General features: G+C 55.5%; 29 protein-coding genes and 1 pseudogene. 7 read left to right on the top strand and 23 right to left on the bottom strand.

The features are described 5' to 3' along the window. Positions 1 to 87 precede the first annotated feature (87 nt). Positions 88 to 1,158: an NAD(P)/FAD-dependent oxidoreductase gene (locus ETR37_RS14485; RefSeq protein WP_011232429.1), complete on the top strand. Its 1,071-nt coding sequence runs from the start codon at positions 88 to 90 to the stop codon at positions 1,156 to 1,158. 38 nt (positions 1,159 to 1,196) lie between these two features. Here ETR37_RS14485 and ETR37_RS14480 read toward each other — a convergent pair whose 3' ends face one another. Beyond that, positions 1,197 to 1,550, bottom strand: a complete 354-nt coding sequence (locus tag ETR37_RS14480; protein ID WP_011232430.1) for a YuzD family protein — start codon at positions 1,548 to 1,550, stop codon at positions 1,197 to 1,199. Between the two features lie 84 nt (positions 1,551 to 1,634). Between ETR37_RS14480 and ETR37_RS14475 the strand changes: the two genes are divergently transcribed. Further along, a complete protein-coding gene (locus tag ETR37_RS14475) occupies positions 1,635 to 1,877 on the top strand; it encodes a NifU family protein (RefSeq protein ID WP_011232431.1) in 243 nt (80 codons plus the stop codon). Positions 1,878 to 2,113: 236 nt separating this feature from the next. Here the strand turns inward: ETR37_RS14475 and thrB are convergent, their stop codons facing one another. From thrB to ETR37_RS19200, 6 genes are all read right to left on the bottom strand, one after another. Beyond that, positions 2,114 to 3,028, bottom strand: a complete 915-nt coding sequence (thrB, locus tag ETR37_RS14470) for a homoserine kinase (protein ID WP_020753743.1) — start codon at positions 3,026 to 3,028, stop codon at positions 2,114 to 2,116. Next, positions 3,025 to 4,086, bottom strand: coding sequence for a threonine synthase (gene thrC / locus ETR37_RS14465; protein WP_021321785.1), 1,062 nt, complete (start codon positions 4,084 to 4,086; stop codon positions 3,025 to 3,027). Before thrC ends, thrB begins: the two co-directional genes overlap by 4 nt. Further along, the gene (locus ETR37_RS14460; protein WP_060788232.1) at positions 4,086 to 5,384 is read right to left on the bottom strand and encodes a homoserine dehydrogenase; all 1,299 of its coding nucleotides are present in this window, start codon (positions 5,382 to 5,384) and stop codon (positions 4,086 to 4,088) included. The genes thrC and ETR37_RS14460 overlap by 1 nt, the downstream gene beginning before the upstream one ends. 92 nt (positions 5,385 to 5,476) lie before the next feature. After that, complete coding sequence (locus tag ETR37_RS14455; RefSeq protein ID WP_129447445.1) at positions 5,477 to 6,451, bottom strand: 2-hydroxyacid dehydrogenase; 975 nt, start codon at positions 6,449 to 6,451, stop codon at positions 5,477 to 5,479. Between the two features lie 144 nt (positions 6,452 to 6,595). Then, the gene (gene yutH / locus ETR37_RS14450) at positions 6,596 to 7,597 is read right to left on the bottom strand and encodes a spore coat putative kinase YutH (protein ID WP_020753747.1); all 1,002 of its coding nucleotides are present in this window, start codon (positions 7,595 to 7,597) and stop codon (positions 6,596 to 6,598) included. Next, entirely contained in the window at positions 7,578 to 7,718 is a 141-nt protein-coding gene (locus ETR37_RS19200; RefSeq protein ID WP_020753748.1) for a hypothetical protein, read from the bottom strand. The genes yutH and ETR37_RS19200 overlap by 20 nt, the downstream gene beginning before the upstream one ends. A gap of 174 nt (positions 7,719 to 7,892) precedes the next feature. On the opposite strand from ETR37_RS19200, the gene ETR37_RS14445 reads away from it, so the two are divergent. Continuing rightward, positions 7,893 to 8,390 carry a phosphatidylglycerophosphatase A family protein gene (locus tag ETR37_RS14445; RefSeq protein ID WP_011232437.1) on the top strand — a complete coding sequence of 166 codons (498 nt, stop codon included), beginning with the start codon at positions 7,893 to 7,895 and terminating at the stop codon, positions 8,388 to 8,390. An 83-nt stretch (positions 8,391 to 8,473) separates the two neighbouring features. Here ETR37_RS14445 and ETR37_RS14440 read toward each other — a convergent pair whose 3' ends face one another. Continuing rightward, a complete protein-coding gene (locus ETR37_RS14440; protein WP_020753752.1) occupies positions 8,474 to 9,244 on the bottom strand; it encodes a TIGR01457 family HAD-type hydrolase in 771 nt (256 codons plus the stop codon). 24 nt (positions 9,245 to 9,268) lie between these two features. Then, positions 9,269 to 9,706, bottom strand: a complete 438-nt coding sequence (gene hepT / locus ETR37_RS14435) for a type VII toxin-antitoxin system HepT family RNase toxin (RefSeq protein ID WP_047758247.1) — start codon at positions 9,704 to 9,706, stop codon at positions 9,269 to 9,271. A gap of 98 nt (positions 9,707 to 9,804) precedes the next feature. Between hepT and ETR37_RS14430 the strand changes: the two genes are divergently transcribed. Next, positions 9,805 to 10,077, top strand: a complete 273-nt coding sequence (locus tag ETR37_RS14430; RefSeq protein WP_011232440.1) for a DUF3055 domain-containing protein — start codon at positions 9,805 to 9,807, stop codon at positions 10,075 to 10,077. Between the two features lie 58 nt (positions 10,078 to 10,135). Further along, the gene (locus tag ETR37_RS14425) at positions 10,136 to 10,420 is read left to right on the top strand and encodes a hypothetical protein (protein ID WP_047758248.1); all 285 of its coding nucleotides are present in this window, start codon (positions 10,136 to 10,138) and stop codon (positions 10,418 to 10,420) included. Positions 10,421 to 10,458: 38 nt separating this feature from the next. Here ETR37_RS14425 and ETR37_RS14420 read toward each other — a convergent pair whose 3' ends face one another. Then, positions 10,459 to 10,734, bottom strand: coding sequence for a YutD family protein (locus ETR37_RS14420; protein WP_013144326.1), 276 nt, complete (start codon positions 10,732 to 10,734; stop codon positions 10,459 to 10,461). A gap of 112 nt (positions 10,735 to 10,846) precedes the next feature. Here ETR37_RS14420 and ETR37_RS14415 point away from each other — a divergent pair, with 112 nt between their 5' ends. Then, positions 10,847 to 11,533, top strand: a complete 687-nt coding sequence (locus ETR37_RS14415; RefSeq protein ID WP_033004697.1) for a YhcN/YlaJ family sporulation lipoprotein — start codon at positions 10,847 to 10,849, stop codon at positions 11,531 to 11,533. Positions 11,534 to 11,651: 118 nt separating this feature from the next. On the opposite strand, the gene lipA is transcribed toward ETR37_RS14415, so the two are convergent. Then, positions 11,652 to 12,548: a lipoyl synthase gene (lipA, locus tag ETR37_RS14410; RefSeq protein ID WP_015375731.1), complete on the bottom strand. Its 897-nt coding sequence runs from the start codon at positions 12,546 to 12,548 to the stop codon at positions 11,652 to 11,654. Positions 12,549 to 12,714: 166 nt separating this feature from the next. Here lipA and ETR37_RS14405 point away from each other — a divergent pair, with 166 nt between their 5' ends. Continuing rightward, positions 12,715 to 13,704: a M23 family metallopeptidase gene (locus ETR37_RS14405; protein ID WP_081132914.1), complete on the top strand. Its 990-nt coding sequence runs from the start codon at positions 12,715 to 12,717 to the stop codon at positions 13,702 to 13,704. On the opposite strand, the gene ETR37_RS14400 is transcribed toward ETR37_RS14405, so the two are convergent. The 12 genes and pseudogenes from ETR37_RS14400 to ETR37_RS19405 form a co-directional block, all read right to left on the bottom strand. Then, entirely contained in the window at positions 13,701 to 13,874 is a 174-nt protein-coding gene (locus ETR37_RS14400; protein WP_223810851.1) for a hypothetical protein, read from the bottom strand. The two genes, ETR37_RS14405 and ETR37_RS14400, sit on opposite strands and share 4 nt — an antisense overlap. A gap of 78 nt (positions 13,875 to 13,952) precedes the next feature. After that, complete coding sequence (locus ETR37_RS14395) at positions 13,953 to 14,660, bottom strand: ABC transporter ATP-binding protein (protein WP_011232446.1); 708 nt, start codon at positions 14,658 to 14,660, stop codon at positions 13,953 to 13,955. A 2-nt stretch (positions 14,661 to 14,662) separates the two neighbouring features. Next, entirely contained in the window at positions 14,663 to 15,442 is a 780-nt protein-coding gene (locus ETR37_RS14390; protein WP_011232447.1) for an ABC transporter ATP-binding protein, read from the bottom strand. Further along, positions 15,417 to 16,391: a branched-chain amino acid ABC transporter permease gene (locus ETR37_RS14385; RefSeq protein WP_020753764.1), complete on the bottom strand. Its 975-nt coding sequence runs from the start codon at positions 16,389 to 16,391 to the stop codon at positions 15,417 to 15,419. The genes ETR37_RS14390 and ETR37_RS14385 overlap by 26 nt, the downstream gene beginning before the upstream one ends. Before the next feature lie 16 nt (positions 16,392 to 16,407). Continuing rightward, the gene (locus tag ETR37_RS14380) at positions 16,408 to 17,286 is read right to left on the bottom strand and encodes a branched-chain amino acid ABC transporter permease (RefSeq protein ID WP_060788234.1); all 879 of its coding nucleotides are present in this window, start codon (positions 17,284 to 17,286) and stop codon (positions 16,408 to 16,410) included. Positions 17,287 to 17,391: 105 nt separating this feature from the next. Beyond that, entirely contained in the window at positions 17,392 to 18,585 is a 1,194-nt protein-coding gene (locus ETR37_RS14375) for an ABC transporter substrate-binding protein (protein WP_020753766.1), read from the bottom strand. Positions 18,586 to 19,197: 612 nt separating this feature from the next. Further along, positions 19,198 to 19,944: a sporulation protein YunB gene (yunB, locus tag ETR37_RS14365; RefSeq protein ID WP_129447443.1), complete on the bottom strand. Its 747-nt coding sequence runs from the start codon at positions 19,942 to 19,944 to the stop codon at positions 19,198 to 19,200. A 52-nt stretch (positions 19,945 to 19,996) separates the two neighbouring features. After that, entirely contained in the window at positions 19,997 to 20,299 is a 303-nt protein-coding gene (locus tag ETR37_RS14360) for a YunC family protein (RefSeq protein ID WP_011232452.1), read from the bottom strand. A 61-nt stretch (positions 20,300 to 20,360) separates the two neighbouring features. Further along, positions 20,361 to 21,743: a bifunctional metallophosphatase/5'-nucleotidase gene (locus tag ETR37_RS14355; RefSeq protein WP_129447442.1), complete on the bottom strand. Its 1,383-nt coding sequence runs from the start codon at positions 21,741 to 21,743 to the stop codon at positions 20,361 to 20,363. Between the two features lie 20 nt (positions 21,744 to 21,763). After that, entirely contained in the window at positions 21,764 to 22,651 is an 888-nt protein-coding gene (locus ETR37_RS14350) for a sulfite exporter TauE/SafE family protein (RefSeq protein ID WP_081132913.1), read from the bottom strand. A 23-nt stretch (positions 22,652 to 22,674) separates the two neighbouring features. After that, positions 22,675 to 23,523: a DUF72 domain-containing protein gene (locus ETR37_RS14345; RefSeq protein ID WP_031205997.1), complete on the bottom strand. Its 849-nt coding sequence runs from the start codon at positions 23,521 to 23,523 to the stop codon at positions 22,675 to 22,677. A gap of 158 nt (positions 23,524 to 23,681) precedes the next feature. Further along, a pseudogene (locus ETR37_RS19405) lies at positions 23,682 to 23,903 on the bottom strand (hypothetical protein); the annotation flags it as partial.

The following is a 23,903-nucleotide window of genomic DNA, read 5'->3' as shown; positions in this document are numbered from 1 at the left end:
AAAATGATTGTTCTTTTGTCACAATTTCGTTATACTTTTCTATGGCATTGTCGGCTTTAGAAACTCGACAAAAGGGGATTTTTCACGATGAGACAACTTGTATTGCTTGGCGGAGGATACGGCAATATGCGCATTTTGCAGCGCCTCCTCCCGGACGAATTGCCAAACGACATTCATATTATCCTCATCGACCGCGTTCCGTACCATTGTTTAAAAACGGAATATTACGCCTTGGCCGCGGGAACGGTCAGCGACCATCACATCCGCGTCCCGTTTCCGGAACATCCGCAGCTTGTGTACCAATTCGGCGAAGTCGTCTCGATTGATCTCGACCAGCAGCTCGTCCATTTAAAGGATGGGAGCAGCGTCCGCTACGATGATGTCGTGATCGGATTGGGCTGCGAAGACAAATACCACGGGGTGCCGGGCGCCGAGGCGCATACGTACAGCATCCAGTCGATCGATAAGGCGCGCGCCGCCTATGAAGCGCTGAACAATTTGCCGCCGAAAGCGACGGTCGGCATCGTCGGCGCGGGATTGAGCGGCGTCGAGCTGGCCAGCGAACTGGCGGAGAGCCGTCCGGACTTGCACATCAAGCTGTTTGACCGCGGTGAGCGCATTTTGCCGATGTTTCCGAAACGGTTGAGCGATTATGTGGAAGGATGGTTCGTTGAACACAAGGTGGAAATCGTCCGCAACTCCAACGTCACGAAAGTCGAACCTGGCGTCTTGTACAACCACGACGAGCCGGTCAAGTGCGACGTCATCGTCTGGACGGCCGGCATTCAGCCCAACCGCGTCGTCCGCGAACTGAATGTCGAAAAGGACAAGCAAGGCCGCGTGGTGCTGACGAAGCGCCATCACATCCCCGGCTATGAAAACGCCTACGTCGTCGGCGACTGTGCGAGCCTGCCGCATTCCCCGAGCGCCCAGCTCGCTGAAGCGCAAGCCGAGCAAATCGTCCAAGTGCTGCAAAAGCGGTGGAACGGCGAAGAACCACCGAGCGAATTCCCGCCGATCAAATTAAAAGGCATTCTCGGCTCGCTCGGCAAAAAGCACGGCTTCGGCTTGCTCGCCGACCGCCCGCTCACCGGCCGGGTGCCGCGTTTGTTGAAATCAGGCATTTTGTGGATGTACAAGCATCACCATGGGTACTGACAGCACAACTGGCCCTTATTCGGCGAAAAAGGCGGAGTTCATTCCGCCTTTTTCCCTTCCGGCGTCGACGGTTGATACCCGAATTTTTCCATTTCTGCACAAATCGCTTTGAGCCGCGGGTTGCCTTCGGCGACGACGTTTCCTTCGATCACCACGACCGGATACACCCAATCTTCTTCGACGATCGTCTGCGCGAGCTCCCGCTTCTCCTCGTCATCGGCCGGCGGCGCAAAAATGTCGACGTACGTCATCACAAACGGCTGATCCGGATACTTGCGGCGCAGCGCGGCCTCGAGCCACTCGTACGTTTCTTTCGACGACGGCAGCTGCACGCATGCCGGGCAAATGACGTCGGCCCCGTACACACAAATTTCAACCGGCTTGAATGTCATCGTTGTCACCCTTTGCAAAAGCAAAATTTATCATTAGATTTTTTTTGTCACTATGATTATAATAAAAACTAAGGAAAGGAGTCGATGGAAATGACGGATCAAGAAATCAAAGAACAAGTGCAAGAAGTGTTGGATAAACTGCGTCCGTTCCTGCTTCGCGACGGCGGCGACTGCGAACTCGTCGATGTCGAAGACGGCGTCGTGAAACTTCGCCTCCTCGGCGCGTGCGGCAGCTGCCCGAGCTCGACGATTACGCTCAAAGCCGGAATTGAGCGCGCCTTGTTTGAAGAAGTGCCGGGCGTCGTCGAAGTGGAACAAGTGTTTTAATATGAAAAATCCGAACAGCGGCCGCTGTTCGGATTTTTTTATCGCCAGCGGGGCGGCGAGCCGACGGGGAGGCTTTTGATGGGCAGCCACAACCCGCCTGATCGGGCGCTTCTCCGTTTTCGTTTCCTTCCAATTGTGCAAGGAAAACCGTCATATCGTTCGCCCGCTCCCAAGCGCGGCGGCGAAACGGCCAGGCCGCTGAACGGACTTCTGTTCGCGCCGGCGCCCAAGAAGGTTCAAGCTTCAAGCGCCAGCTTGTAGACGCAGCTGCCGCGCGGCTCGACGGAAAGACGCGCGATGTCGCACGTCGGAAAATGCGGGCGCAGCCGGCGCGCGAGCCGCTCTCCTTGGCCCGGTTCGGCAAAGACGAGCACCGTCGGCCCCGCTCCGCTCAGCGCTGCACCGATCGCTCCGTATTCAAGAGCGAGCGCCTCGGCCCGCTCGAGTTCCGGAACGAGCTGTCTCCGATACGGCTGATGGAACAGATCGGCGGCCATCATCCGGCCGGCAAGCTTCCAGTTTTTCGTGAGCAACGCGGCGACGAGAACGTTGCTGACGGCGCTCGCCTCGACCGCCCTCTCTCTCGTCCATTGTTCCGGCAGCTGCCCGCGCGCTTTTTTCGTTTCCAGTTCATACTCGGGAATAATGGCGACAAGCTCTACATCCAATTCGGGAATATGGACGACATCCACGCCCGCCTCGCGGCAGCAGCCGATGACAAGCCCCCCGTACAACGAGGCGCCGACATTGTCCGGATGTCCTTCGTATCGAGTCGCCAACTCCATCTTTTGCTCGCGCGGCAACTGAAGCCCAAGCAGCGCGTCGGCGAGCTCAATGCCGGCGACGACCGCCGCCGCGCTGCTCCCGAGCCCGCGCGTAAACGGAATGTCGCTGTACACATCGACCGCACAGCTTGGCAGCCGGCGGCCGTAAACGTCCGCCGTCTCCGCCGCCACTTGGTACACCAAATTGTCCGTCCCGCGCGGAATACCGCTCACTTCCGCTGTCTTTGGCGCAAACGACCACGCATCCGCCAAGCGGACATCAAGCGTCAAATAGCGATTGACCGCGAGCCCAATCGAGTCAAATCCTGGACCTAGGTTCGCCGTGCTTCCCGGAACGACGATCTTCAACATCTCGTCTTCTTTCATGCCCGGACAACCCCTTGCAAATGCTCCAAGACAACTTGTTCATCGTTCGGCAGCACGATCGGTTCGATCGCCGCGGTCTCCAAGGCGATGGCCGGGTCTTTCAATCCGTTGCCAGTGAGAACCGCGACGACGAGGCTGCCGCGTTCGATTTCGTTCCGTTCGCGCTGCTTGATCACCCCGGCGATCGCCGCGCATGACGCCGGTTCGGCAAAAACGCCTTCCGTCCGGGCGAGCCGCTTGTAGGCGGCCAAAATTTCTGCGTCGCTCACCTCATCAATTTTCCCGCGCGACTCGCTCGCCGCCTCGACCGCTTTGTCCCAGCTCGCCGGATTGCCGATGCGGATCGCGGTCGCCACCGTCTCCGGCTGTTCAATCACCCGGTTGCGGACGATCGCCGCCGCTCCTTCCGCTTCAAAGCCGCGCATTTGCGGCAGGCCCGTTCCTTTCGCTTCATGGTACTCCTTAAACCCTTTCCAATAGGCGGTGATGTTGCCGGCGTTGCCGACTGGAATGGCGAGCACGTCCGGGGCGCGCCCAAGCTGGTCGCACACTTCAAACGCCGCCGTTTTTTGCCCTTCGATCCGGTACGGATTGACCGAGTTGACGAGCGTAATCGGCGCCGTTTCGCTCAACCGGCGCACCATCTTCAGCGCCTCGTCAAAGTTGCCGTCAATCGCAAAAATTTCCGCGCCATACATGGCGGCTTGCGCCAACTTGCCGAGAGCGATCTTGCCGTTCGGAACGACGACGAGGCAGCGCATGCCGGCGCGCGCCGCATAGGCGGCCGCTGAAGCCGATGTATTGCCGGTTGAGGCGCAGATGATCGTATGGCTTCCTTCCTCTTTCGCCTTGGCCACCGCCATCACCATGCCGCGGTCTTTAAACGAACCGGTCGGATTCGCCCCTTCGACCTTGACATAGAGCGCAATGCCGAGCTCCTCCGACAAGCGCGGCAGCGGGATGAGCGGCGTATTCCCTTCGCAAAGCGACAGCCTCGGCGTCGCCGCAGAGAGCGGCAAAAAATCGCCGTAGGCGTCAAGCAGCCCTTTCCATGCCATTACCGTTTCTCTCCTTCCACTCGATACGAGCTTTGCACCCGTTCGACAATTTCCAAATCGCCGAGCTGCTGCAAAATGTCTTCGTAGTCTTGCTGCGAGGCGTCATGCGTGACGATGACGATTTCCGCTAGGCCATCCTCTTTCAGCGGCAATTGCAAAATTTTCTCAAAGCTCACCCCGCGCTCGGAAAACAGCGTCGTAATTTTGGCAAACGCGCCGACCTGGTCTTTGACGTGAATGCGCAAAAAGTATTTCGAGAAAATTTCCGCCGGAGTCTTCAACTGCTTTTCATATTGCGGCGCGACGGCATAGCGGCCGTTGACGCCAAGGCGCATATTTTTCATCACCGCGACCAAGTCGGAGACAACCGCCGTGGCCGTCGGCAAGCTCCCGGCCCCCGGCCCGTAAAACATCGTCTCTCCGACCGCTTCGCCGTATACGTACACCGCATTGTATTCGTTGTGCACGGACGCCAACGGATGCGAATCCGGCAAAAACGTCGGCTGGACGCTCACCTCGACCTTCTGCCCGTCGCGCTGGGCGATGCCGATCAATTTCATCGTGTAGCCGAGCCGCTTCCCGTAGTTCAAGTCTTCCTCCGTCACTTGGGTGATGCCTTTCACTTGCACATCGTCCAAGTCGATGTCCATTGAAAAGCCCAGGCGGGCCAAAATCGCCATTTTCCGCGCCGCATCCAGCCCTTCGACGTCTGACGTCGGATCGGCTTCCGCAAACCCGAGCGCCTGCGCTTCGGCGAGCACGTCCTCATAGGAAGCGCCGTTTTGCGACATTTTCGTCAAAATGTAGTTCGTCGTCCCGTTCACAATGCCCATGAGCTTCGTAATCCGGTCCGACGCCAAGCCGTCGACCAAGCTGCGCAAAATCGGAATGCCGCCGGCGACGCTCGCTTCATAAAACAAATCGCAGCGGTATTCCGCCGCCGCCCGAAGCAGCTCCGACCCGTAGACGGCCATTAAGTCTTTATTGGCGGTCACGACATGCTTCCCTTGGCGCAGCGCCCGCAACAGCCACTCTTTTGTCTCCTCAATGCCGCCCATCACTTCGATGATGACATCAATGTCCGGATCGTCAATCACCTCAGCCGCACTCGTCGTAAGGAGCGACGGGTCAACGGCGACATCACGCGGTTTCTGTACATCCCGGACAAGGATTTTTTTCACCTTCACCGGGCAGCCAACCTGATGCATCAACTTTTCCTGATGGTTTTCAATAATTTTGACTACGCCGCTCCCGACCGTTCCTAATCCTAACAATCCGACCAAAATTGGTTTTTCCATGATTCCCGCCCCTTCTGTTTACGCACAGTAGACATTTGTATTTTTATAGTAGACATTATAAAAGACGATCGGCCATTTGGCAATGAAAATTTTTACGAGATCCGGTTTACCGGCGTCAACGGCGGCCGTCCTTCGAGCACGGCGATGATGTTGTCGCGCGCCAACGTCATCATGGCGCGCCGCGTTTCGTACGTGGCGCTGCCGATATGCGGCAAGGCGACGACGTTCGGAAGCGAAACGAGCGGATGATCGGCCGCGACCGGCTCGTGTTCAAACACATCCAATCCCGCCGCGGCGATCTCCCCGACGACTAGCGCCTCATACAGCGCCTGTTCATCGACGACCGCTCCGCGCGCCGCGTTAATGAAAATCGCGGACTTCTTCATTTGCCGGAACGCCTCGCGGTTGAACAAATGGCGCGTCTCGGAGGTGAGCGGCGTCAAGCAGACGACAAAATCGCTCTCCGCCAGCAAGTCGGCAAACGGGCGGTAGACGGCGCCCAGCTTCTCTTCCGCCTCCGGACGGCGGGAGCGGTTGTGATACAGCACGTTCATGTCAAACCCCTTCGCCCGTTTCGCCACGGCCTGCCCGATGTTGCCCATGCCGACGATGCCAATCGTTTTATGATGGACATCGGCGCCCGCAAGCAAAAACGGGCTCCAGCTTTTCCATTTTCCTTCCTTCAAAAATTCAGCCGCTTCCACGAGGCGGCGGGCGGTGGCCAATAAAAGCGCAAACGTCAAATCGGCCGTCGTATCGGTCAATACATCGGGTGTATTGCAAACGAGAATGCCGCGATGGGTCGCCGCCGCTACATCAATGTTATCGTAGCCGACGCCCATATTGGCGACGACTCGGAGCACCGAACCGGCGGACAAGACGTCTTCATCGATCGGATCAGACACCATCGGCAAGATGGCCGTCGCCCGTTTCGCCTTTTCCACGAGCACATCGCGCGGCACGGCCATATCTTCATGGGGCCACATCTCGACTTCAGCGATGGCCAAAAGCGGCGCGACCACGTCCTCGGGCAATTTTCGCGTAATGAATACATACGGCTTCGTCATGGTGCAGCCTCCTGCATCGTTTTTTCTAAATCTTATCACAACTTTGGCCGAAAAAAAACGGGAAGTTGTCCTTAGGGTGTAACGGCAGGGAAGCGGTCGTTTTTTCGTTTGGGCCAAAAAAAGCGGGAGGCTGTCTTCCCTGCGTTACGCCGGCGGCAGCCACTCGACCGCCGGCAGGCGGATGCGGTTCGAGATGCCGGCGATCTTGGCAAACGAAGCCAAAAACCGCTCGTACTCGTGCGATCGATCGAGCAAGCGCCGCAACTCCCCCTCCCGCCTTGTCCGTTCGCTCTCATCCACAGCGATATAATATGCCTCGACACATTCAAAATAGGAAAGCGGAAACAACAACCTGGCGTAAACAAGCCGCCACGCAAACGGCGACAGCGGCGCCGCATGTTCATACTCTTGAAAAAACTGCCGCACCGCCCGCTGACAGCCAAGTCCGCTCTTTTCGTACAAATGGCGCACCCATTCCGCCAAATCGCGGGCGCAATGGTCATACACCCAGTCGGTCGGCAGCTTCGCTTCTCCCCCCCCAACCCACTTCGCCTCGGGGAGACGCTCATGGCAAAATGCCGCGTAATCGATGCGCCCTGGTTCTTCGTCAATCTCCGTGTCCGCCACGTATTGCACCGCGTTTTCCGCCAAGCCTAAATAATACGGGAACGATTCGATAAACAGACGATCAAACAGCGACGACGGCCCGGAAGCGAGCTTGCTCGACCAAAACGCCTCCATTTGATCGATCCGCTTCGCCCACAGCTCCCGCCATTGGCCGATGCGCCGGCAGGCGACGATCGGCCATGGACATGTTCTCCCGCATTCATGCATCACCGCCAATTCCCTTCCGAGCGAACGAAAGCGAGCCGCCGGAAGCGGAGCGCGAACGAGCGCCAACGGCTGTCCATTATAGGAAGCGATATACGTTCCGGACGTCGTTTTGACCAGTTCTCCGACGCCGTCCACTCCTTTTGCCCGCAAATAGCGGCTCATTTGCTGGCGCTCTTCCATTTCCGCTTCGCTTTGCCCATCGGCGGGAACGAGCAAAAAACGCTCCTGCCGATGCCAAAAGGCCGCATGCCGTCCGCTTCGCTCCAACCTCTCGACGCGCATGCCATACTGTTCACGCACCCATTCTTCCATCGCCGCGCCTCCTTTTTCCTTTTTGCCGAAACCAGTCATTCCGCTCGTTCCACACCTTCATCTCATCGCCGCCCCATCGATGAGCCGATTCCGCCTCCGCTCCAGCATGAAACGGCCCCATTCACGCGCCTATGCTGATCAGCCAGCGCATGGCCGCGGAAAAAGAGGGATACTTTTTATATATGACAGCGGGCGCCAAAAAAGCCGATGAGCATTTTTCTTTATATGACGGACTGATTTATGACATGATACATATATATAGAAAACGACTTTCTAAAAGAAACAGGTGAAGTTCATGAGCGAATTCATTATGAACAATCTGGAACAAACGGCTCGGCGCTGGCTTGAGGAACGGGGGGTGACCGTGGAAAAAATTGCGGAGCTCGTTTATTACTTGCAATCAAAATATCATCCCGATTTAACGATGGAGGAGTGCATCGAAAACGTCAACCGCGTCATTTCGAAACGCGAAGTGCAAAATGCGATTCTAACCGGCATCCAATTGGATAAACTCGCCGAAGACGGTCGGCTCGATGAACCGCTGCAGTCGATCATCCGCCGCGATGAAGGGCTGTATGGCGTCGACGAAATTTTGGCGCTGTCAATCGTCAATGTGTACGGATCGATCGGGTTTACGAACTACGGATATATCGATAAGCAAAAACCGGGCATTTTGCAATATTTAAATGATAAATCGACCGGAAAATGCAACACGTTTTTGGACGACATTGTCGGGGCCATCGCCGCGGCGGCGTCAAGCCGCCTGGCGCATCGGGCCGCCAATGCGGAGTAACGCCGGCGCCGCCCATGCGCGCCCTCCATCCGCGCCAAGCAACATGAAACGCCGCTTTGCCAAAAAAGGCAAAGCGGCGTTGTTTACAAGCGGTCAAGCCATTCCAAAAGCGAATCGGCCGTATACGTCGGCATCCGTTCGTAGCGGGCGAGCATTTCTTTTGTCGTAACGCCCGTATGGACTAAAAGCGTATCGATGCCAGCGTTCATGCCGGCTAAAATGTCGGTTTCATAATAGTCGCCGATCATCAGCACGTCCTCCTTCGGGACGCCGAGCACTTTGAGCGCCTGCTCCATAATGATTTTTTCCGGCTTGCCGATAAATGTCGGCTTCACCTGCGTCGATACGGCGACGACCGACGTCAGCGCCCCGTTGCCCGGCAAAAGCCCCCGCTCCGTCGGCAAAGCGATGTCGCCGTTGGTTGAGATGAACATCGCTCCATTTCGGACAGCGAGACAAGCGACAGCGAACTTTTCGTATGTAATTTGCCGGTCAATCCCGATGACGACGACATCCGCATCTTCGCCGGCCAAACGGAATCCTTTGTCCGCCAAGGCGGTTTGGAGCCCTTCTTCACCGATCACATACACGGAAGCATCCGGTTTCTTTTCAAAAATGTAATTCGCCGTCGCCTGGCTTGTCGTAAACACATGCTTCTCCTCCGCCGGCACGCCGAACGAACGCAATTTTTCCGCCACTTGCGCCGGTGTGCGCGACGAATTGTTCGTGACAAACAAATACGGAATGCCGCGGCGGTGCAGCTCGTTGACAAACGTACGCGCCTCAGTGATGCATTCGGTGCCGCGGTACATCGTCCCGTCCAAATCGATGAGGTAGCCGTTGTATCGTTTCAATGCATCCGCTCTCCTTTCCCGCCATCAATTGCGAAACGCCGACACCGGGCCGAGCTCGTTTTCAAGGTAAGCGCGCACCGCCTTCGGATACGCCTCCAGCGCCGGCAAATGTTCGTTCAGATCGGCGAGCAATTTCGCGTGATCGACGCGCGCATATTCGTGCACAAGCATTTTCCGATGGGCAATGAACGCTTTCAATCGGTCAGCATCCGCCGGCGAGATCACCTGTTCGTCAGCCAAAATGTCGATGATGTCGTTGTAGCTGCCTGGGTCGCGCATAATAAACCCATCGATCATGGCGTTGCCGACGTCCAACACCGCCTCGATGACGATATGAGCGATCCGTTCGAGCGCCAATTGCCGAAGCGGCTCGTCCCATCGCTTCTCGGCCTTGTAACGGTCCAGCATTTGTTCCATGTAGCTGAGTGTTTCTTCCAGTTTTTTGCGATCGACAAAATACATCCGTCATCCCTCCTCGTTCCTTTGTGCGATTTTCTGTCTCCCGTTTTCGCCGCCTGTCTGCTATGATGGACATAGACGAAAAAACAGGAGGGGCTCAAATGATGGGCGAACGGTTTTATTTATACGACGACACCGTCGAAGCGGCCGTCCGCTTCGTCAGTTTTGTCGGCGAGCGGCAGCGGTTTGATTTGGCGCTCATCGAAACGGATCGTTTTTACGGGAAGTGGCTCGTGCTCGATTTGCAAAGCAACCGCTTTGCCATTCTCGGGCGCGACGATTTGGAGGAGCCAGGCTATATCGAGCACGCTTACCAGCTTCATGAACAAGATGCCAACGATTTGCGCGCCTTTTTGGAGGAGTATCTCTCATAACCTTCCTCGGTTTCGGGCATCTTATGAAACAGCCCACGAACGAAGGAAGGTGAGACGAATGGCGGAACGGGAAACATACGCCGATTTTTCCATCGTCGAGAAACAGCGCAATTTCTTGACCGCCGAAGAGTTCCCAGAAGGGCCGTACGGCTCGCCGCGCCGCGACGACGCGCCGGTCGAAAACAAAAGCACGCCTTGGAAGGAAGGCCAGCGGCATTACAGCGCCTTCAACTACGAGTTTAAATCGTTCCACCAAAACATTCCAAGGCGCGACCCAGCCGCCCACCCGCCGCACGACGATCCGCATCAGAGTGAACAGTTTCCGTACAACGAAGGCGAATGACGAGGCAGCCGCTCGCGGCAAGCGGGCGGCTGCCGTGCTTACCGTTTCACCTTGCGCAGCACAAAATACGCGCAGCCGAAGTTGCAATATTCATACAAATATTCGGACAGCGTGCTGATTTTCGTATCGTACGTCGCTTTTTGGTTATGGTCGTCAAAAAACCCGCGCAACCGGAGCTGGTTGTATCCCCAATCCCCGACAATGTAGTCGTACTTCGCCAAAATGTCCGCATATCGGGCGCGAAAGGCTTCTTCATTAAAGGCGTTTTTCACATTTTCCACCAGTTCGTAACAATGATTGTTAATGCAAATCACTGTTCTCACCTCGCCTTTCCACTTCCATCATAAACGATGCATCGCCCCCAATCAATTACTGTCATCAAACCATCATCCGTGTGCCACCCTAAAAGCGAAGGGGGTGCTGACGATGAGACGACCATGGTTGGCCGTTATGTTCGGAACGGCCGTCGCCCTAGCCGGCTGCGCACAGACGGCCGAGGACGACAACACCGATATTTACAAGCGGAGCGGCAACACGATCAATGTCACCGACCGCAACGAGCTGTACAATGAAAACGGGGTGCCCAACGGCGATGACACGCCGATGAACAACTTCGGCTACGTCCGCCATCAAAAAAGCCCGATCCTCGGCGATGCAAACGGCTATAACGACATGCCGTCCTTCAACCGCGAGAAAGCGGCTGATTTAATCAGCAAATTGTGCACCCAGCTACCGGGCGTCAAAGACGTCGCCACGCTCGTCACGGATGAGGAAGTGCTCGTCGTGTATGACGCGGACACGAACAATCGGCAGCAAACGGCCGATCAAGTGAAAAAAACAGCGCTTTCCGTCGTTCCACGCTACTACCATGTGTATGTCGCCGACAATCCGCAGCTGATGAAGGACATTGAGCGCTTCGGGCGCCTTGATTCGAACACGCGCAACATCGACCAAATTCTCGATGCGACGATTCAGCGGATGTTGAAATATCCGCAAGGGAAAAAACTGAGCGACGGGGAAAATGAAAACGGCGAAATGATCAACGAAACAAACGATGAATTAGACCGCGATTTCCGCGACGGCACGCCGCGGGCGACGAAAGCGGGGCGCTAGGGAAAAGAAACGGTCTGCCTTCTTGATGAAAGGCATGACCGTTTCTTCGCGTTCATCCGGCCGGGATGATGCTTTCAGCCGCTGAAACAACGCTTGCTTTCGCGCCGTTCGTTGGATGTTACGCTTTCAACTGCCGCGCTTTCGCCGCCTCGCTCACCTGCTCATCGGCATGGTACGACGAGCGGACGAGCGGCCCCGCTTCACAATGGCTGAACCCTTTGCTCAACGCGATTTCTTTCAGCTCTTGAAACTCATCCGGATGGTAATATTTTACGACCTTCAAATGTTTTTTCGTCGGCTGCAAATACTGGCCGATCGTCAAAATGTCGACATGGTTGGCGCGCAAGTCATCCATCGCTTCCATGATTTCCTCTTTCGTTTCCCCAAGGCCGACCATGATGCTCGATTTCGTCGGAATGTCCGGCTGCAATTCTTTCGCGCGCCGCAAAAACTCAAGCGAACGTTCGTACGTCGCGCGGGCGCGCACCCTTGGAGTCAAGCGGCGCACCGTTTCGATGTTATGGTTTAAAATGTCAGGGCGGGCATCCATCAAAATTTTCAAGTTTTCATACACCCCGCCCATATCCGACGGCAGCACCTCGATCGTCGTAAACGGGTTTTTCCGGCGGATGGCGCGCACTGTTTCGGCGAATACCGCCGCCCCGCCGTCTTTTAGGTCATCGCGGGCGACGGCGGTGACGACGACGTGTTTCAAGTTCATGATGCGCACCGATTCCGCGACGCGTTCCGGCTCCTGCCAATCGAGCTCGGTCGGCAGCCCGGTTTTGACGGCGCAAAAGCGGCAGGCGCGCGTGCAGACGCTGCCTAAAATCATAAACGTCGCCGTCCGCCGTACGGCCCAGCATTCGTGAATGTTTGGGCACTTCGCTTCCTCGCAAACGGTATGTAAACGGTTTTCCCGCATCAGCTTCTTTAAACCGATATAATTCTCGTTCGTGTTCAACTTGATTTTCAACCAGTCCGGCTTGCGGACGTGTTCTTCTTTCGTCGCCATCGTTCTCACTCCACTTGTCGATGATTGTTCATTTCTCATTATAATGAAAAGCGCAGGAAAACACAAAAAAATCGTCCATCAGACGATTTTCCTCCTTTTAACATTTATGAAATTCCCGTTTCTCCCCAAACTAAACATATGAAACGGGCGGAAAGGGGGAATACGCGTGCATCGATGGCTTGCCGCCATATCGGCGGCAGCGATGCTGTGGATCGCCGCCGGCGCGGCTTCGGCGGCGGAACAGGAAGAAGCGGTGTATGAAAAGCGAATGGAGCTGTACAAAAAGGCCGAGGCCGTTTCCTTGATCCCGTGGTATTACTTTGCGGCCATTGACCAGTATGAGCGAAACGTCCGGCAAGTGCGCCGCGACTTGCCCAAACCGACCGGCGTTCTCGGCATTTATATGAAGCCGGAAATATGGGCCGGGCCGCTGAACAAAAACCCGCATGATACAGACCCGTTCACCATCTCCCAGTTTGGAGGCCTCGGCGTGGACGGAGACGGCGACGGCTATGCGCGGGCGGATGACGATGACGATGTGATCATGGCCATGGCCCGCTATTTGCAGACGTACGGCATCGATCACCGCCATATCAAAATCGCGCTTTGGAACTATTACCAACGCGCCAAAACCGTCGACTTGATTTTAGGAAAGGCGAGAATTTATAAAAAGTATCAGACGTTGAAATTGGACAACCACGTGTTTCCGCTTCCGCTAGAGGCCAATTACAGCTACCGCGATACATGGGGGGATGCGCGCGGCTGGGGCGGGCGGCGCATTCATGAAGGAACCGACATTTTCGCCGGCTACGGCGTTCCGGTGCGCTCGACGTGCTATGGCATCGTCGAGCTGAAAGGGTGGAACAAATACGGCGGCTGGCGCATCGGCATCCGCGACATCAACAACACGTACCATTACTTTGCCCATTTGAACGGCTTCGCCGCCGATCTTCGCGAGGGGCAAATCGTCGAGCCGGGGACGATCATCGGTTCAGTCGGCAGCTCTGGCTACGGTCCGCCCGGCACGGCGGGGAAATTTCCGCCCCATCTTCACTACGGCATGTACAAAGACAACGGCTATACCGAATGGGCGTTTGACCCGTACCCGCACCTAAAAGCATGGGAGCGGGCCGAGCGGCAACAACGGCGCCGCTAGCCGCGCGGGGGCTGGCGCGACGGGGGTCTCTCCGCCAACGCCAGCCGCCCAAATAAGCGGCATGTTTTTTCAAGAGCAGAGACGTCCCGGACGCCGATGTTTCCCGTCCGTCCATCCCAGCCGGCGTTCGCCGGCCGAAACGGCAATGACGGAAAAAGGCTGATCTCCAAGTTGGAATCAGCCTTTTTTCCACGGCGGCACAACCGTCCGAAACGGCTTTCCGCTGACGTTCTTCCGCCTATCGCTTCTCAATGCCCGCCCAAATACGCCTGCTTCACCTGCTCGCTCGCCTGCAGCTCGCTCGCCGTTCCCGACAAGACGACGCGCCCCGATTCAAGGACATAGGCGCGATGGGCGATGGAGAGCGCCATATGGGCGTTTTGTTCGACAAGCAAAATCGTCGTCCCCGACTCGTTGATTTCCTGAATGATGCGGAAAATCGTTTTGACCAAAAGCGGCGCGAGCCCCATCGACGGTTCGTCAAGCAAGAGCAGCTTCGGGCGCGCCATGAGCGCGCGGCCGATGGCGAGCATTTGCTGCTCGCCGCCCGAAAGCGTGCCGGCCAGCTGCTTGCGCCGCTCCTCAAGGCGCGGGAACAGCTGAAAGACTTTGGCAAAGTCTTGTTGAATGCCTTCTTTGTCTTTGCGCAAAAACGCGCCGAGCTCCAAGTTTTCCTCGACCGTCATATTGGCGAACACGCGCCGCCCTTCCGGCACGTGGGAAATGCCTTGCTTGACGATCGTCTGCGCCGCCTTGCCGGCGATCGAGGCTCCCTCATACACGATGTCGCCGTTTTTCGGCCTAAGCAGCCCGGAAATGGTTTTCAGAAGCGTCGTTTTGCCGGCGCCGTTTGCGCCGATCAGCGTGACGATCTCGCCTTTGTTCACCTCAAGCGATACGCCTTTTAAGGCATGAATGTTGCCGTAAAACACATCGATTCCATCCACTTTCAACATGGTCACGACACCTCCTCGCCAAGGTAAGCCTCGATCACTTTCGGGTTGCTGCGCACTTGTTCCGGCGTGCCTTCGGCGATCAGCTGGCCGTGATCCAACACGTAAATGCGCTCGCATATGCCCATCACAAGCGACATGTCATGCTCAATCAACAAAATCGTCAACGCAAACCGTTCGCGAATGAACGCAATCAACTTCATCAATTCTTTCGTTTCTTGCGGGTTCATGCCGGCGGCCGGCTCGTCAAGCAAAAGCACTTTTGGCTGCGCCGCCAGCGCCCGGGCGATCTCAAGCCGGCGCTGCTGGCCGTACGGCAAGTTTTTCGCTTTCTCGTGCATGACGCCGTCAAGCTGAAAAATGTTCAAAAACTCGATCGCCTTTTCTTCCATTTCCTTTTCCCCGCGGAAATGGGACGGGAGGCGGAGAATGGAGCTCGCGATCGAATGGCGGGCATGCGCATGGTAGGCGACTTTCACATTGTCGAGCACCGACAGCTCGCCGAACAGGCGAATGTTTTGAAACGTCCGGCTGATCCCTTTGCGCGTAATTTTATACGGCGGCAGTCCGTTCAACGTCTCGCCGTCAAGCATAATCCGCCCGTCAGTCGGCACATACACGCCCGTCAACAAGTTAAACAGCGTCGTTTTCCCCGCGCCGTTCGGGCCGATGAGCCCGACAAGCTCCCCTTGATATAGCTCCATCGTCACACCGGAGAGCGCCTTCAGCCCGCCAAACTGGATGCCGACGTTTTCTGCTTTAAGCAACGGTGTTTTTGCCGCCATGATTCATTCCTCCCTGCGCTGCCTTCCGCCATTTGAAGAGCGAAGATAGTTCTTTCGTCCCCATCAACCCGGTTGGACGGTACAGCATCACCAAAATCAAGACGATGCTGTAAATGATCATCCGCGTTTCCGGATAGTTTTGCAAGAACGTCGAAACGATCGTCAGCAACACCGCGGCCACCACCGCGCCGGATAGGCTGCCGAGCCCACCGAGGACGACGAAAATCAAAATGTCGAACGATTTCAGGAAGCCAAAGTTCGATGGCTGAATGATGTAAAAGTGGTGCGCATACAGCGCTCCGGCGATGCCGGCGAAAAACGAACCGATCACAAACGCCGCCACTTTGTAATACGTCGTGTTGATCCCCATGGCATCGGCGGCGATTTCATCTTCGCGGATCGAGATGCACGCCCGTCCGTGCGTCGAGTTCGTGAAGTTGGCGATCACCAAAATGGTGGCAAACAGGCAGGCGAACACCCACGGCCATGTCGTCATATGCGTCACCGTCATGCCGCTCGCCCCGCCGACGTAATCGATGTTCAAGAGCGCGATGCGGACAATTTCGCCAAAGCCGAGCGTGGCGATCGCCAAATAATCGCCTTTTAAACGCAAGCTCGGCACGCCGATGATGAGGCCGGCGAGCGCCGCCGCCACCCCGGCAGCCAAAACGCCGGCCGCAAACGGCAGCTGCAGCTTCATCGTCATAATCGCGGAGGCATAGGCGCCAACGGCGAAAAAACCGGCATGGCCAATGGAAAATTGTCCGGTGATCCCGATAATTAAATGCAGGCTGACGGCCAAAATGACATTAATCGCCATAAAAAAGAGGGTATTCACATAAAAGATGTTTAACGTTCCGCTTGCAATCAGCCACTCGACAACAACGAAAAAGGAGAAGGCCAGTATGACGGAAACCCAAAATCCACGCGTCCGCTTCCAAGTTGCCATTGTTCCCTACCATCCTTTACACTTTTTCTCGTACGTTCTTGCCAAACAATCCGGCCGGCCGGAAAATGAGGATGAGAATTAAAATGACAAACGCCACTCCGTCGCGCCAAAGCGAGTAGCCGAGCCCGCTGACGAGCGATTCGATGACGCCAAGCAAAAGCCCCCCGACCATCGCTCCCGGAATGATGCCGATTCCGCCCAACACGGCGGCGACAAACGCTTTTAATCCGGGAAGAATGCCCATCAATGGCTCGATTTTTGTATAATAAATGCCGAAAATAACGCCTGCCGCCCCCGCAAGCGCCGAACCGATGGCGAACGTGGCCGAAATCGTATTGTCGACATTAATCCCCATTAACCGGGCCGCTTCCGCATCATGAGAGACGGCGCGCATCGCTTTCCCGATTTTTGTCCGGTGAACGATGAACTGAAGAAGGACCATCAAAACGAGGGACGTGCCGAGGATGAACAGCGACTGGCTGCTGATGACAACGCCAAACAGCTCCAAGTTCCGATCTGACAGCAACGTGCTCGGATACGCTTCCGGCTGCGCCCCGCGCAAATAAATCGTGACGTACTCAATCAAGAGCGATACGCCGATCGCTGTAATGAGCACAGCAATGCGCGTCGCGTTGCGCAGCGGCTTGTACGCAATCCGCTCAATGACTACCCCGAGCACGGCGCAGGCGGCCATCGCCAACAACAGCGCTGGGAAAAAACCGACGCCGAGCATCGTCACAGCGTAAAAACCGACGAATGAACCAATCATAAAGACGTCGCCATGGGCGAAGTTAATGAGCCGGACGATGCCATACACCATCGTATAGCCAAGCGCGATGAGCGCATAAATGCTGCCTAGCGAAATGCCGTTGACCAGCTGTTGAATGAGTTCCATGATTGCACGCTCCTTAACGAAAACTCGTCGTTGGCCAAAAGAAATGCCGGATGGGAGGGCGCCCCTTAGGGGCCTCCCCTGTCCACGCATCCATCCAGCCTTTTATTACGGATTCACTTTTGTTTTAAATTGCTGCTGCCCGTCTTTGTATTCCAAAATAATGGCCGATTTGACAGGATTGTGGTTTTGATCGACCGTAAATGTTCCCGTGACAAGCTGCAAATCTTTCGTTTGCGCCAGCGCGTCTTTAATTTTCACCGGATCGGCGCTGCCAGCCCGTTTGATGGCATCCGCCAAGAAGTATGCCGTATCGTAGCCAAGGGCGTTAAAGGCGTCCGGCGCTTTATTGTATTTCGCTTGGAACGCTTTGACAAATTCTTGAATTTTCGGGTCCGGGTCGCCCGACGAATAATGGTTCGTAATGTACGTATTGTTCAACGCGTCTTTGCCGGCAAGCTCAATCAGTTTTGGCGAATCCCAGCCGTCGCCGCCCATGATCGGGACGTTCAACCCAAGCTCGCGCGCTTGTTTGACGATCAAACCGACTTCTTCATAGTAGCCCGGCAAGAATAAAAATTCCGGATTGGCCGATTTAATGCTCGTCAGCGTGGCGCGGAAGTCGGTGTCTTTCGCCACATACGCTTCTTCGGCAACAATTTGGCCGCCGCCGGCTGTAAATGTTTCTTTAAATGACGCCGCCAGCCCTTTCGAGTAATCGCTCGCGCTGTCGATCAAAACAGCCGCCTTTTTTACTTTCAAGTCGTTCAGCGCAAATTTGGCCGCCACCGTTCCCTGGAACGGGTCGATAAAGCACGTCCGGAAGACGAACTCGTTCACTTTGCCATCTTTGACGGTCACCGTTTCGCTCGTCCCAGACGGTGTAATAATCGGAACTTTATTGTCATTGGCAATTTGCACTTGAGCGAGCGTGTTCGTGCTCGTCGCCGACCCGATAATGGCAGCGACTTTATCTTGACTGATCAGCTTGATGGCGCCGTTTGTCGCTTCGGCCGCTTCCGATTTGTTGTCGACTTTCACCAACTCCAACTTTTTGCCGTTGATTCCTTCTTTGTTGATTTCCTCAAACGCCAGCTCTACTCCTTCGGCGATCGACTGTCCATACGAAGCGACCCCGCCGGAGAGCTCAAGGTTGGCGCCGATTTTAATGACATCGCCGCCTCCTCCGCCACCGTTTCCGCCTGAAGAACTGCCGCTTTGTTGGTTGCCGCCGCAGCCGGCCAAAAGACCTGCCGTCAGCATCAATGAGAAAAAGACACCTGCTGTTCTTTTTTTCTTCATTTCTTGTTCCCCCCATTGTTCAAAATGTTCTGTCACCAGAGCGCACACCTTTCTCTGCATACTATATCGACAGAGCCCGTCTGCCTTGTGCGCTCGTCCGCCGCGCCGGATGGCGCCGCAAACTGATGCATGCCTTCCGATGCCGGCCGTTCATTCCCCCTTTCAAACTGCTATGTAAATAATAAAACTATTTTCAATTTAATATAATATTACAAAATTCGAACCAACTCGTCTAGTTGTTTTCTATTTGAAAAACAAAAAAAGCTGTTTCCTCTTGACAAACGCCAGAGAAACAGCCAAAGCCCCTTCGCCGGGAAGAACACTTTTTTTGCATAACGTTTCCATGTTTCTGTCAAAACCATTCCCAACGGCTGACGCGGGCATCCGTCAACCTAACGGAACTATATAGATGCAATTTGAAGCTTTACCATTTGCAGCTTTTACCGAGTATTTGGTCGACTGTCGGGTGACCGAACAACGCCGCTTAAAGACCCATATATGGGTCTGTGAAGCAGGCGGTTGTTCGATCCTTCGAAAGTCGAACGAGAACGATCGATTTAGGAAGATGACAGTCGCCGGCCTTTTAGAGGCGCGCATTGACAGCCTTTCCCACTACCGATTCGGAAGCTGGATGGACGGGCCGACTTGACCGCCGTTTTTGTTGTAAAATTGCGGCACTTCTCCCGGAATAAAGCGCATCACAACTGGAATATCTGTTGTCACATTGGAAATTTTCGATGCAAAAGGAATGACGACTTGGATGTCGACCGATACATGAATATCAATTTCAATAAAAAAACTGTTAATATCATACGCTCGAATTTCTTTCGTCACTTCCGAATCGACATTGCCAACGATCTGAAACTGCACTGGAACGCGCGGGCCGAGATTGGCGAGCAGCACGTTGTTCGTCACTTGGCCGAGCGGGATATAGTAAATGATCCCACGGCTGTCTCCTTGGCCGGATTCGACCTCAGGCAGCACCATCCGTTCGATCCGTCCTTCTGTCGCCGCCTTTAAACTCGCCATCACATGGTCATCTATTTCTTCCAAAATGCGGTTGATCGCCTCGGCGTTAAAATCGACGGACACGATTCTCCCGCTGTTGTCTTGCTGGACAGTCACGAGCTCCTGGAATTTCGGATTTTCTTCTTCAAATTGTTTCTCAAGAGCGTTATTGATAATCAAATTGGCGATCCGTTTCGTTTCCGTTTCAGCAATTTCCATCAGCACCGGCTCAATGCCTTTATTCACGATCCAAAGCCCGGCCGCTGTGGAAAACATAAAAAAAACGAATGTCAATAAAAACACGTAGCGGAACGGAAGCGGCCCTCTCCGCACAAATCGGGGGCGCAGCAAAATGAAATCCCTCCTTTACAAGCTATATGTATGCTTGCAAGGAGGGATTTTTTCACCGCATTTTCAACAGCGCCTCTCTTCCTTTCATTCCCTCTTCAATGCCGAGCTCCAAAGCGGCGACTGTCACCGATTCCAGCGGCGCCTCAAGCAGCTGTTCAATCGTGCGCACCCCGACCGCCCGCCCGGCGATAATGCCGCGGTCGCGCAATTTCTCATTCAACAGCGCCACATCGAGCGCCCCGCACATAATGTACCCTTTTTCACCCGCCACCGCCAACAAATTCGTTTTCGGCAGCTGGACGGACACAGCAATAAACGGATGCCCGTCAATGATGATCGGCTTCACTTCGACCATCGCCGCAGTCACTCTCCTTTCCATACTCCAATGTATGAAGCATGGAAAAAGAAGTGCCTGCCTATTGGGCCAATTTCCAAGCGAGAAGATCGCGCAAAAACTCCGGCATGTAATACGTTTTTTCCGCCGCCCGCTGAATTTGCGGATAAAAGTGGCCGATCGCAAACATATCGGTCGTCGCCACCTCATACGTGCGCTCGGGATTGAGCGGCTCGCCGTTGATCATAATGCGGCGGATATGCCATTGGCCGTCCTCCTCGAGCCCTGCCTCGATGTCCACGCCGTCGTACACCATTTCCCCCATCACTTCGCCGCGGAAGCCAAACCCTTTAAACTGCCAATGCTTCATCCGTTCCGTGTTGGCCTCAAGGATAATCTCTTTGAGCTCCGCGCCGCGCAGCTTCACCTTGCACGGGTTGAGCGGATGCGGGCAAATGCGATGCAAATCTTTTTTCGTCACCGGTCCTCTCGCAAGCGGTTCAAGCAGCACCCCGGCGTTCACCATCCCGATGTCCGCCTGGCACCATTCGCGCAGCGCAGACGCAAGCAAACGGGCAAGCGGCGACGGAGCGAACCAGTCAAGCGGCAAGTCATCATGGAGCACAGCGACTTGTTCCGCTTCAAGCCGCGCCAAACTTTTCTGTTCAAGGGAGCGAAGGCGGCACGCCACTTCTTCGGAAAACGGCATCACACCAGCATCCACCACCTTCGCAGACGCCCGCCCAAGACGTCGCCCTTCCACTTCCAGCTTAACGACGCCGACATATTGTCCGTATTTCCCAGCCGCGCAAAGAAGCGCACCGTTTACTTCCTTGCCTTCTGGAAACACATGGTGGGTATGAGCGCCCAACACAATATCCACGCCCGGAATCGTCGCAGCGATTTTTTCATCTTCATTCACCCCAAGATGGGATAAGACAACGACACAATCAGCTTTTCGTTTCACTTCCTCCACCGCTGCGGCCAACAAATCAAACGGTGGGGCAATTTTCCAGCCAAGCAACTCGTAAAAATGGGAAAACGGGGCGGTGGCACCGACTACGCCGATGCGGAACGTCTCTGTCGCCGGGATAACGACATACGGAAGCGCCCAATGCGGCCGCTCGCCGTTGCGGCGGAACAAATTGGCGACCACGACCGGAAACCGAGCCTGTTCGTACAACGTATCCAGTTCATCATGATCAAGGGTGATCCCTTCGTTGTTGCCGATCGTCACCGCATCATAGCCAAGATCGTTCAACAAGTCCACATTCGCCTTCCCCCGCGTCGCCTCGGTAATCGGGTGCACGCGATCGAGAAAATCGCCGACATCAAACAAAAGCATCGCCTCGTTGCGCGCGCGATGCTCCCTTCTCCGTTCTGACAAAAAGCGGGCGATTTGCGGCCAATGTTCAAAATGGCTGTGCACGTCGTTCGTATGGTAAATATAAATAGTTTGCTTCAAAACGCGCGCCCCTCCTTCCATTACGCCAAACTTCCCCATACAAGCCGGGCCCCGAGCAGCACAAGCACTAGCCGCAGCACGACGACAAGCGTCCGGCTTGGCATCCGCTTATTGATCCACGCTCCGGTTTTCGCCCCGATCCACACCCCAGGAATGAGGGCCAGGGCAAACGACCATTGCACGTTTCCCATCGCGACATGGGTGAGAGAGCCGACGAGCGAGGACAAAAAAATCATCAACATCGACGTGGCGACCGCCACATGGGGCGGAAAGCGAAACAGCACGATCATCGCCGGCACCATGAGCGAGCCGCCGCCAATGCCAAACAGCCCGCCGAAAAAGCCGACGACAAACGCGATGGCGACCGCCATGAGCGGCTGATAGCCGTATGTGAATACCTCACCGTTTCGGTCCGTGTACGTTCGCACAACACGCCGTCGCCACCATGGCGCCGGCCGCGCCTGCTCCGCCGCCGTTCGTTCGGCCCCGTTTTCTTTCGTCGCCGCCGTCTCGTCAGCCGAACGCTTCGTTTTCTTTTGACTCAGCGACAAAAAAACCGACATGGCGATTAAAAACAGCCCAAAATACAATGAAAAATGAGCGGCGCTCAGCGTATTGTTCACCCAAGCGCCGATGACCGCCCCGGGAACGCTGCCGATGCAAAACAGCAAACCGCTTGGATAGTCGACCATTTTGTCTTTCATATACGACAATGTGGACGATAAGCCGTTGAAAATAATGACGACAAGCGACGTGCCGACCGCCACTTGCGGCGTCACCGCCGACAGCCAGCCGAGCGCGCCGAAAAACAGAAGCGCCGGCACGATGATCACCCCGCCGCCAAGGCCGGCCAAGCTGCCCACCGTCCCCGCGATAAAGCCGATCAAGACAAGCAACGCATACGCCATCCTCCATCCCCCTCTTTCTCGCTTCAAAACAAACCAAGCTGCCGCGGCGCAAGGCCCGTGTACTCAATGCCAAGCAAATCGATCAATTGTTTGGCGTTGTCGGCGGCATCGCCGCCGGAGTTGTTGTTAAACAGCACGTAAATTTGTTTCGTTTTTTGCTTTAATGCCTCGATATGGCGCGCCCACTCGCGCAGCTCGCGCTCGTTGTATCGATACAAGTAGCGGACCGCCCGCCAGTTCTCGCCGGCCGTCGCCTTGTTCCAGCCGTGGACATTCCGTCCGTGCAGGCGGATGAGCGTCTTTTCCCGGTCGGTCGGATGCAACACCGTCGGCACCGACCCTTCCCCCGCCTGCGGCTCGTCGCAAATCGCGTGAATCCACCCTTCCTCTTCCATAAAGCGAAGCGTTTTGTCATAAAAGCGCGGCGAAAACCACGATTGGTGCCGAAATTCGAGCGCCGCCGGCACCTCCCCCATCCGCGCTTTCACCCAGCGCAAGTACTCCACATGCTCGCGCCGGCAGTCAAACCACGGCGGAAACTGAAACAGCACCATCGCCAGCTTCCCCGCTTCCTGAAACGGCGCGATCGAGTCCAAAAACGCGGCAAACATCGCTTCCTTGCTTTCATACGGAATCGGGCCGCGCTCATGCCCAGTCATCCCTTGGTACGCCTTCACAATAAACTGAAACGACGGTGGCGTCTCGCGAATCCACTTTTCCACGTTCGAACGCGGCTGAATAGCGTAAAAGTACGAATCGACCTCGACTGTCGGAAAATGAGCCGCGTATTCCAGCAGCTTGTCTTTTGCCGCAAGACCTGGCGGGTACAAGCTGTCATGATCCCCCCAACCAGTCAGTCCGATGTAAATCATCACGATCACCAATTCGTTCGATTTCCAGCTATCTTCACTATACCATAAGCGCGGGCGGCGCGAAATAAAAATGACCGCCGCACCATCAAGGGCAACGACGGTTCCTCACATCCATATTTACAATCGAGGAACGGTTGCAAACGTTCCATCTCGCTTCATCACGGTCGGATGGAGATTCGGATCACCGGAGACTTAAACATCACCGCGTCAGCCTTCTCATTCCAGTTATAAACATCTTGGAAAGAAAACAAATCCTTTTCTCTCCATGTCCGATTAGCGTCAACTACCCCCACTTCGCTAACACTTGAAGTGGGGGCTTGCAACTCCCCAGAAGTACGAGCGGACTTCGTCCTCCTTCCTTGACTTGGGGTTGCATCAGG

The sequence above is a fragment of the Geobacillus sp. PK12 genome (assembly GCF_004123125.1).
Taxonomy (GTDB): Bacteria; Bacillota; Bacilli; order Bacillales; family Anoxybacillaceae; genus Geobacillus; species Geobacillus zalihae.
The sequence above is the reverse complement of the archived record's forward strand: the minus strand, read 5'-3'. Positions and strand labels throughout refer to the sequence as shown.

Coding starts and splice junctions, on each gene's coding strand:
- ETR37_RS14485 (WP_011232429.1), top strand. CDS start 88: ATGAGACAACTTGTATTGCTTGGCGGAGGATACGGCAATATGCGCATT.
- ETR37_RS14480 (WP_011232430.1), bottom strand. CDS start 1,550: ATGACATTCAAGCCGGTTGAAATTTGTGTGTACGGGGCCGACGTCATT.
- ETR37_RS14475 (WP_011232431.1), top strand. CDS start 1,635: ATGGAAATGACGGATCAAGAAATCAAAGAACAAGTGCAAGAAGTGTTG.
- thrB (WP_020753743.1), bottom strand. CDS start 3,028: ATGAAAGAAGACGAGATGTTGAAGATCGTCGTTCCGGGAAGCACGGCG.
- thrC (WP_021321785.1), bottom strand. CDS start 4,086: ATGGCATGGAAAGGGCTGCTTGACGCCTACGGCGATTTTTTGCCGCTC.
- ETR37_RS14460 (WP_060788232.1), bottom strand. CDS start 5,384: ATGGAAAAACCAATTTTGGTCGGATTGTTAGGATTAGGAACGGTCGGG.
- ETR37_RS14455 (WP_129447445.1), bottom strand. CDS start 6,451: ATGACGAAGCCGTATGTATTCATTACGCGAAAATTGCCCGAGGACGTG.
- yutH (WP_020753747.1), bottom strand. CDS start 7,597: ATGGAAGAATGGGTGCGTGAACAGTATGGCATGCGCGTCGAGAGGTTG.
- ETR37_RS19200 (WP_020753748.1), bottom strand. CDS start 7,718: ATGGGGCCGTTTCATGCTGGAGCGGAGGCGGAATCGGCTCATCGATGG.
- ETR37_RS14445 (WP_011232437.1), top strand. CDS start 7,893: ATGAGCGAATTCATTATGAACAATCTGGAACAAACGGCTCGGCGCTGG.
- hepT (WP_047758247.1), bottom strand. CDS start 9,706: ATGTATTTTGTCGATCGCAAAAAACTGGAAGAAACACTCAGCTACATG.
- ETR37_RS14430 (WP_011232440.1), top strand. CDS start 9,805: ATGATGGGCGAACGGTTTTATTTATACGACGACACCGTCGAAGCGGCC.
- ETR37_RS14425 (WP_047758248.1), top strand. CDS start 10,136: ATGGCGGAACGGGAAACATACGCCGATTTTTCCATCGTCGAGAAACAG.
- ETR37_RS14415 (WP_033004697.1), top strand. CDS start 10,847: ATGAGACGACCATGGTTGGCCGTTATGTTCGGAACGGCCGTCGCCCTA.
- lipA (WP_015375731.1), bottom strand. CDS start 12,548: ATGGCGACGAAAGAAGAACACGTCCGCAAGCCGGACTGGTTGAAAATC.
- ETR37_RS14395 (WP_011232446.1), bottom strand. CDS start 14,660: ATGTTGAAAGTGGATGGAATCGATGTGTTTTACGGCAACATTCATGCC.
- ETR37_RS14390 (WP_011232447.1), bottom strand. CDS start 15,442: ATGGCGGCAAAAACACCGTTGCTTAAAGCAGAAAACGTCGGCATCCAG.
- ETR37_RS14385 (WP_020753764.1), bottom strand. CDS start 16,391: ATGGCAACTTGGAAGCGGACGCGTGGATTTTGGGTTTCCGTCATACTG.
- ETR37_RS14380 (WP_060788234.1), bottom strand. CDS start 17,286: ATGGAACTCATTCAACAGCTGGTCAACGGCATTTCGCTAGGCAGCATT.
- ETR37_RS14375 (WP_020753766.1), bottom strand. CDS start 18,585: ATGAAGAAAAAAAGAACAGCAGGTGTCTTTTTCTCATTGATGCTGACG.
- ETR37_RS14360 (WP_011232452.1), bottom strand. CDS start 20,299: ATGGTCGAAGTGAAGCCGATCATCATTGACGGGCATCCGTTTATTGCT.
- ETR37_RS14350 (WP_081132913.1), bottom strand. CDS start 22,651: ATGGCGTATGCGTTGCTTGTCTTGATCGGCTTTATCGCGGGGACGGTG.
- ETR37_RS14345 (WP_031205997.1), bottom strand. CDS start 23,523: ATGATTTACATCGGACTGACTGGTTGGGGGGATCATGACAGCTTGTAC.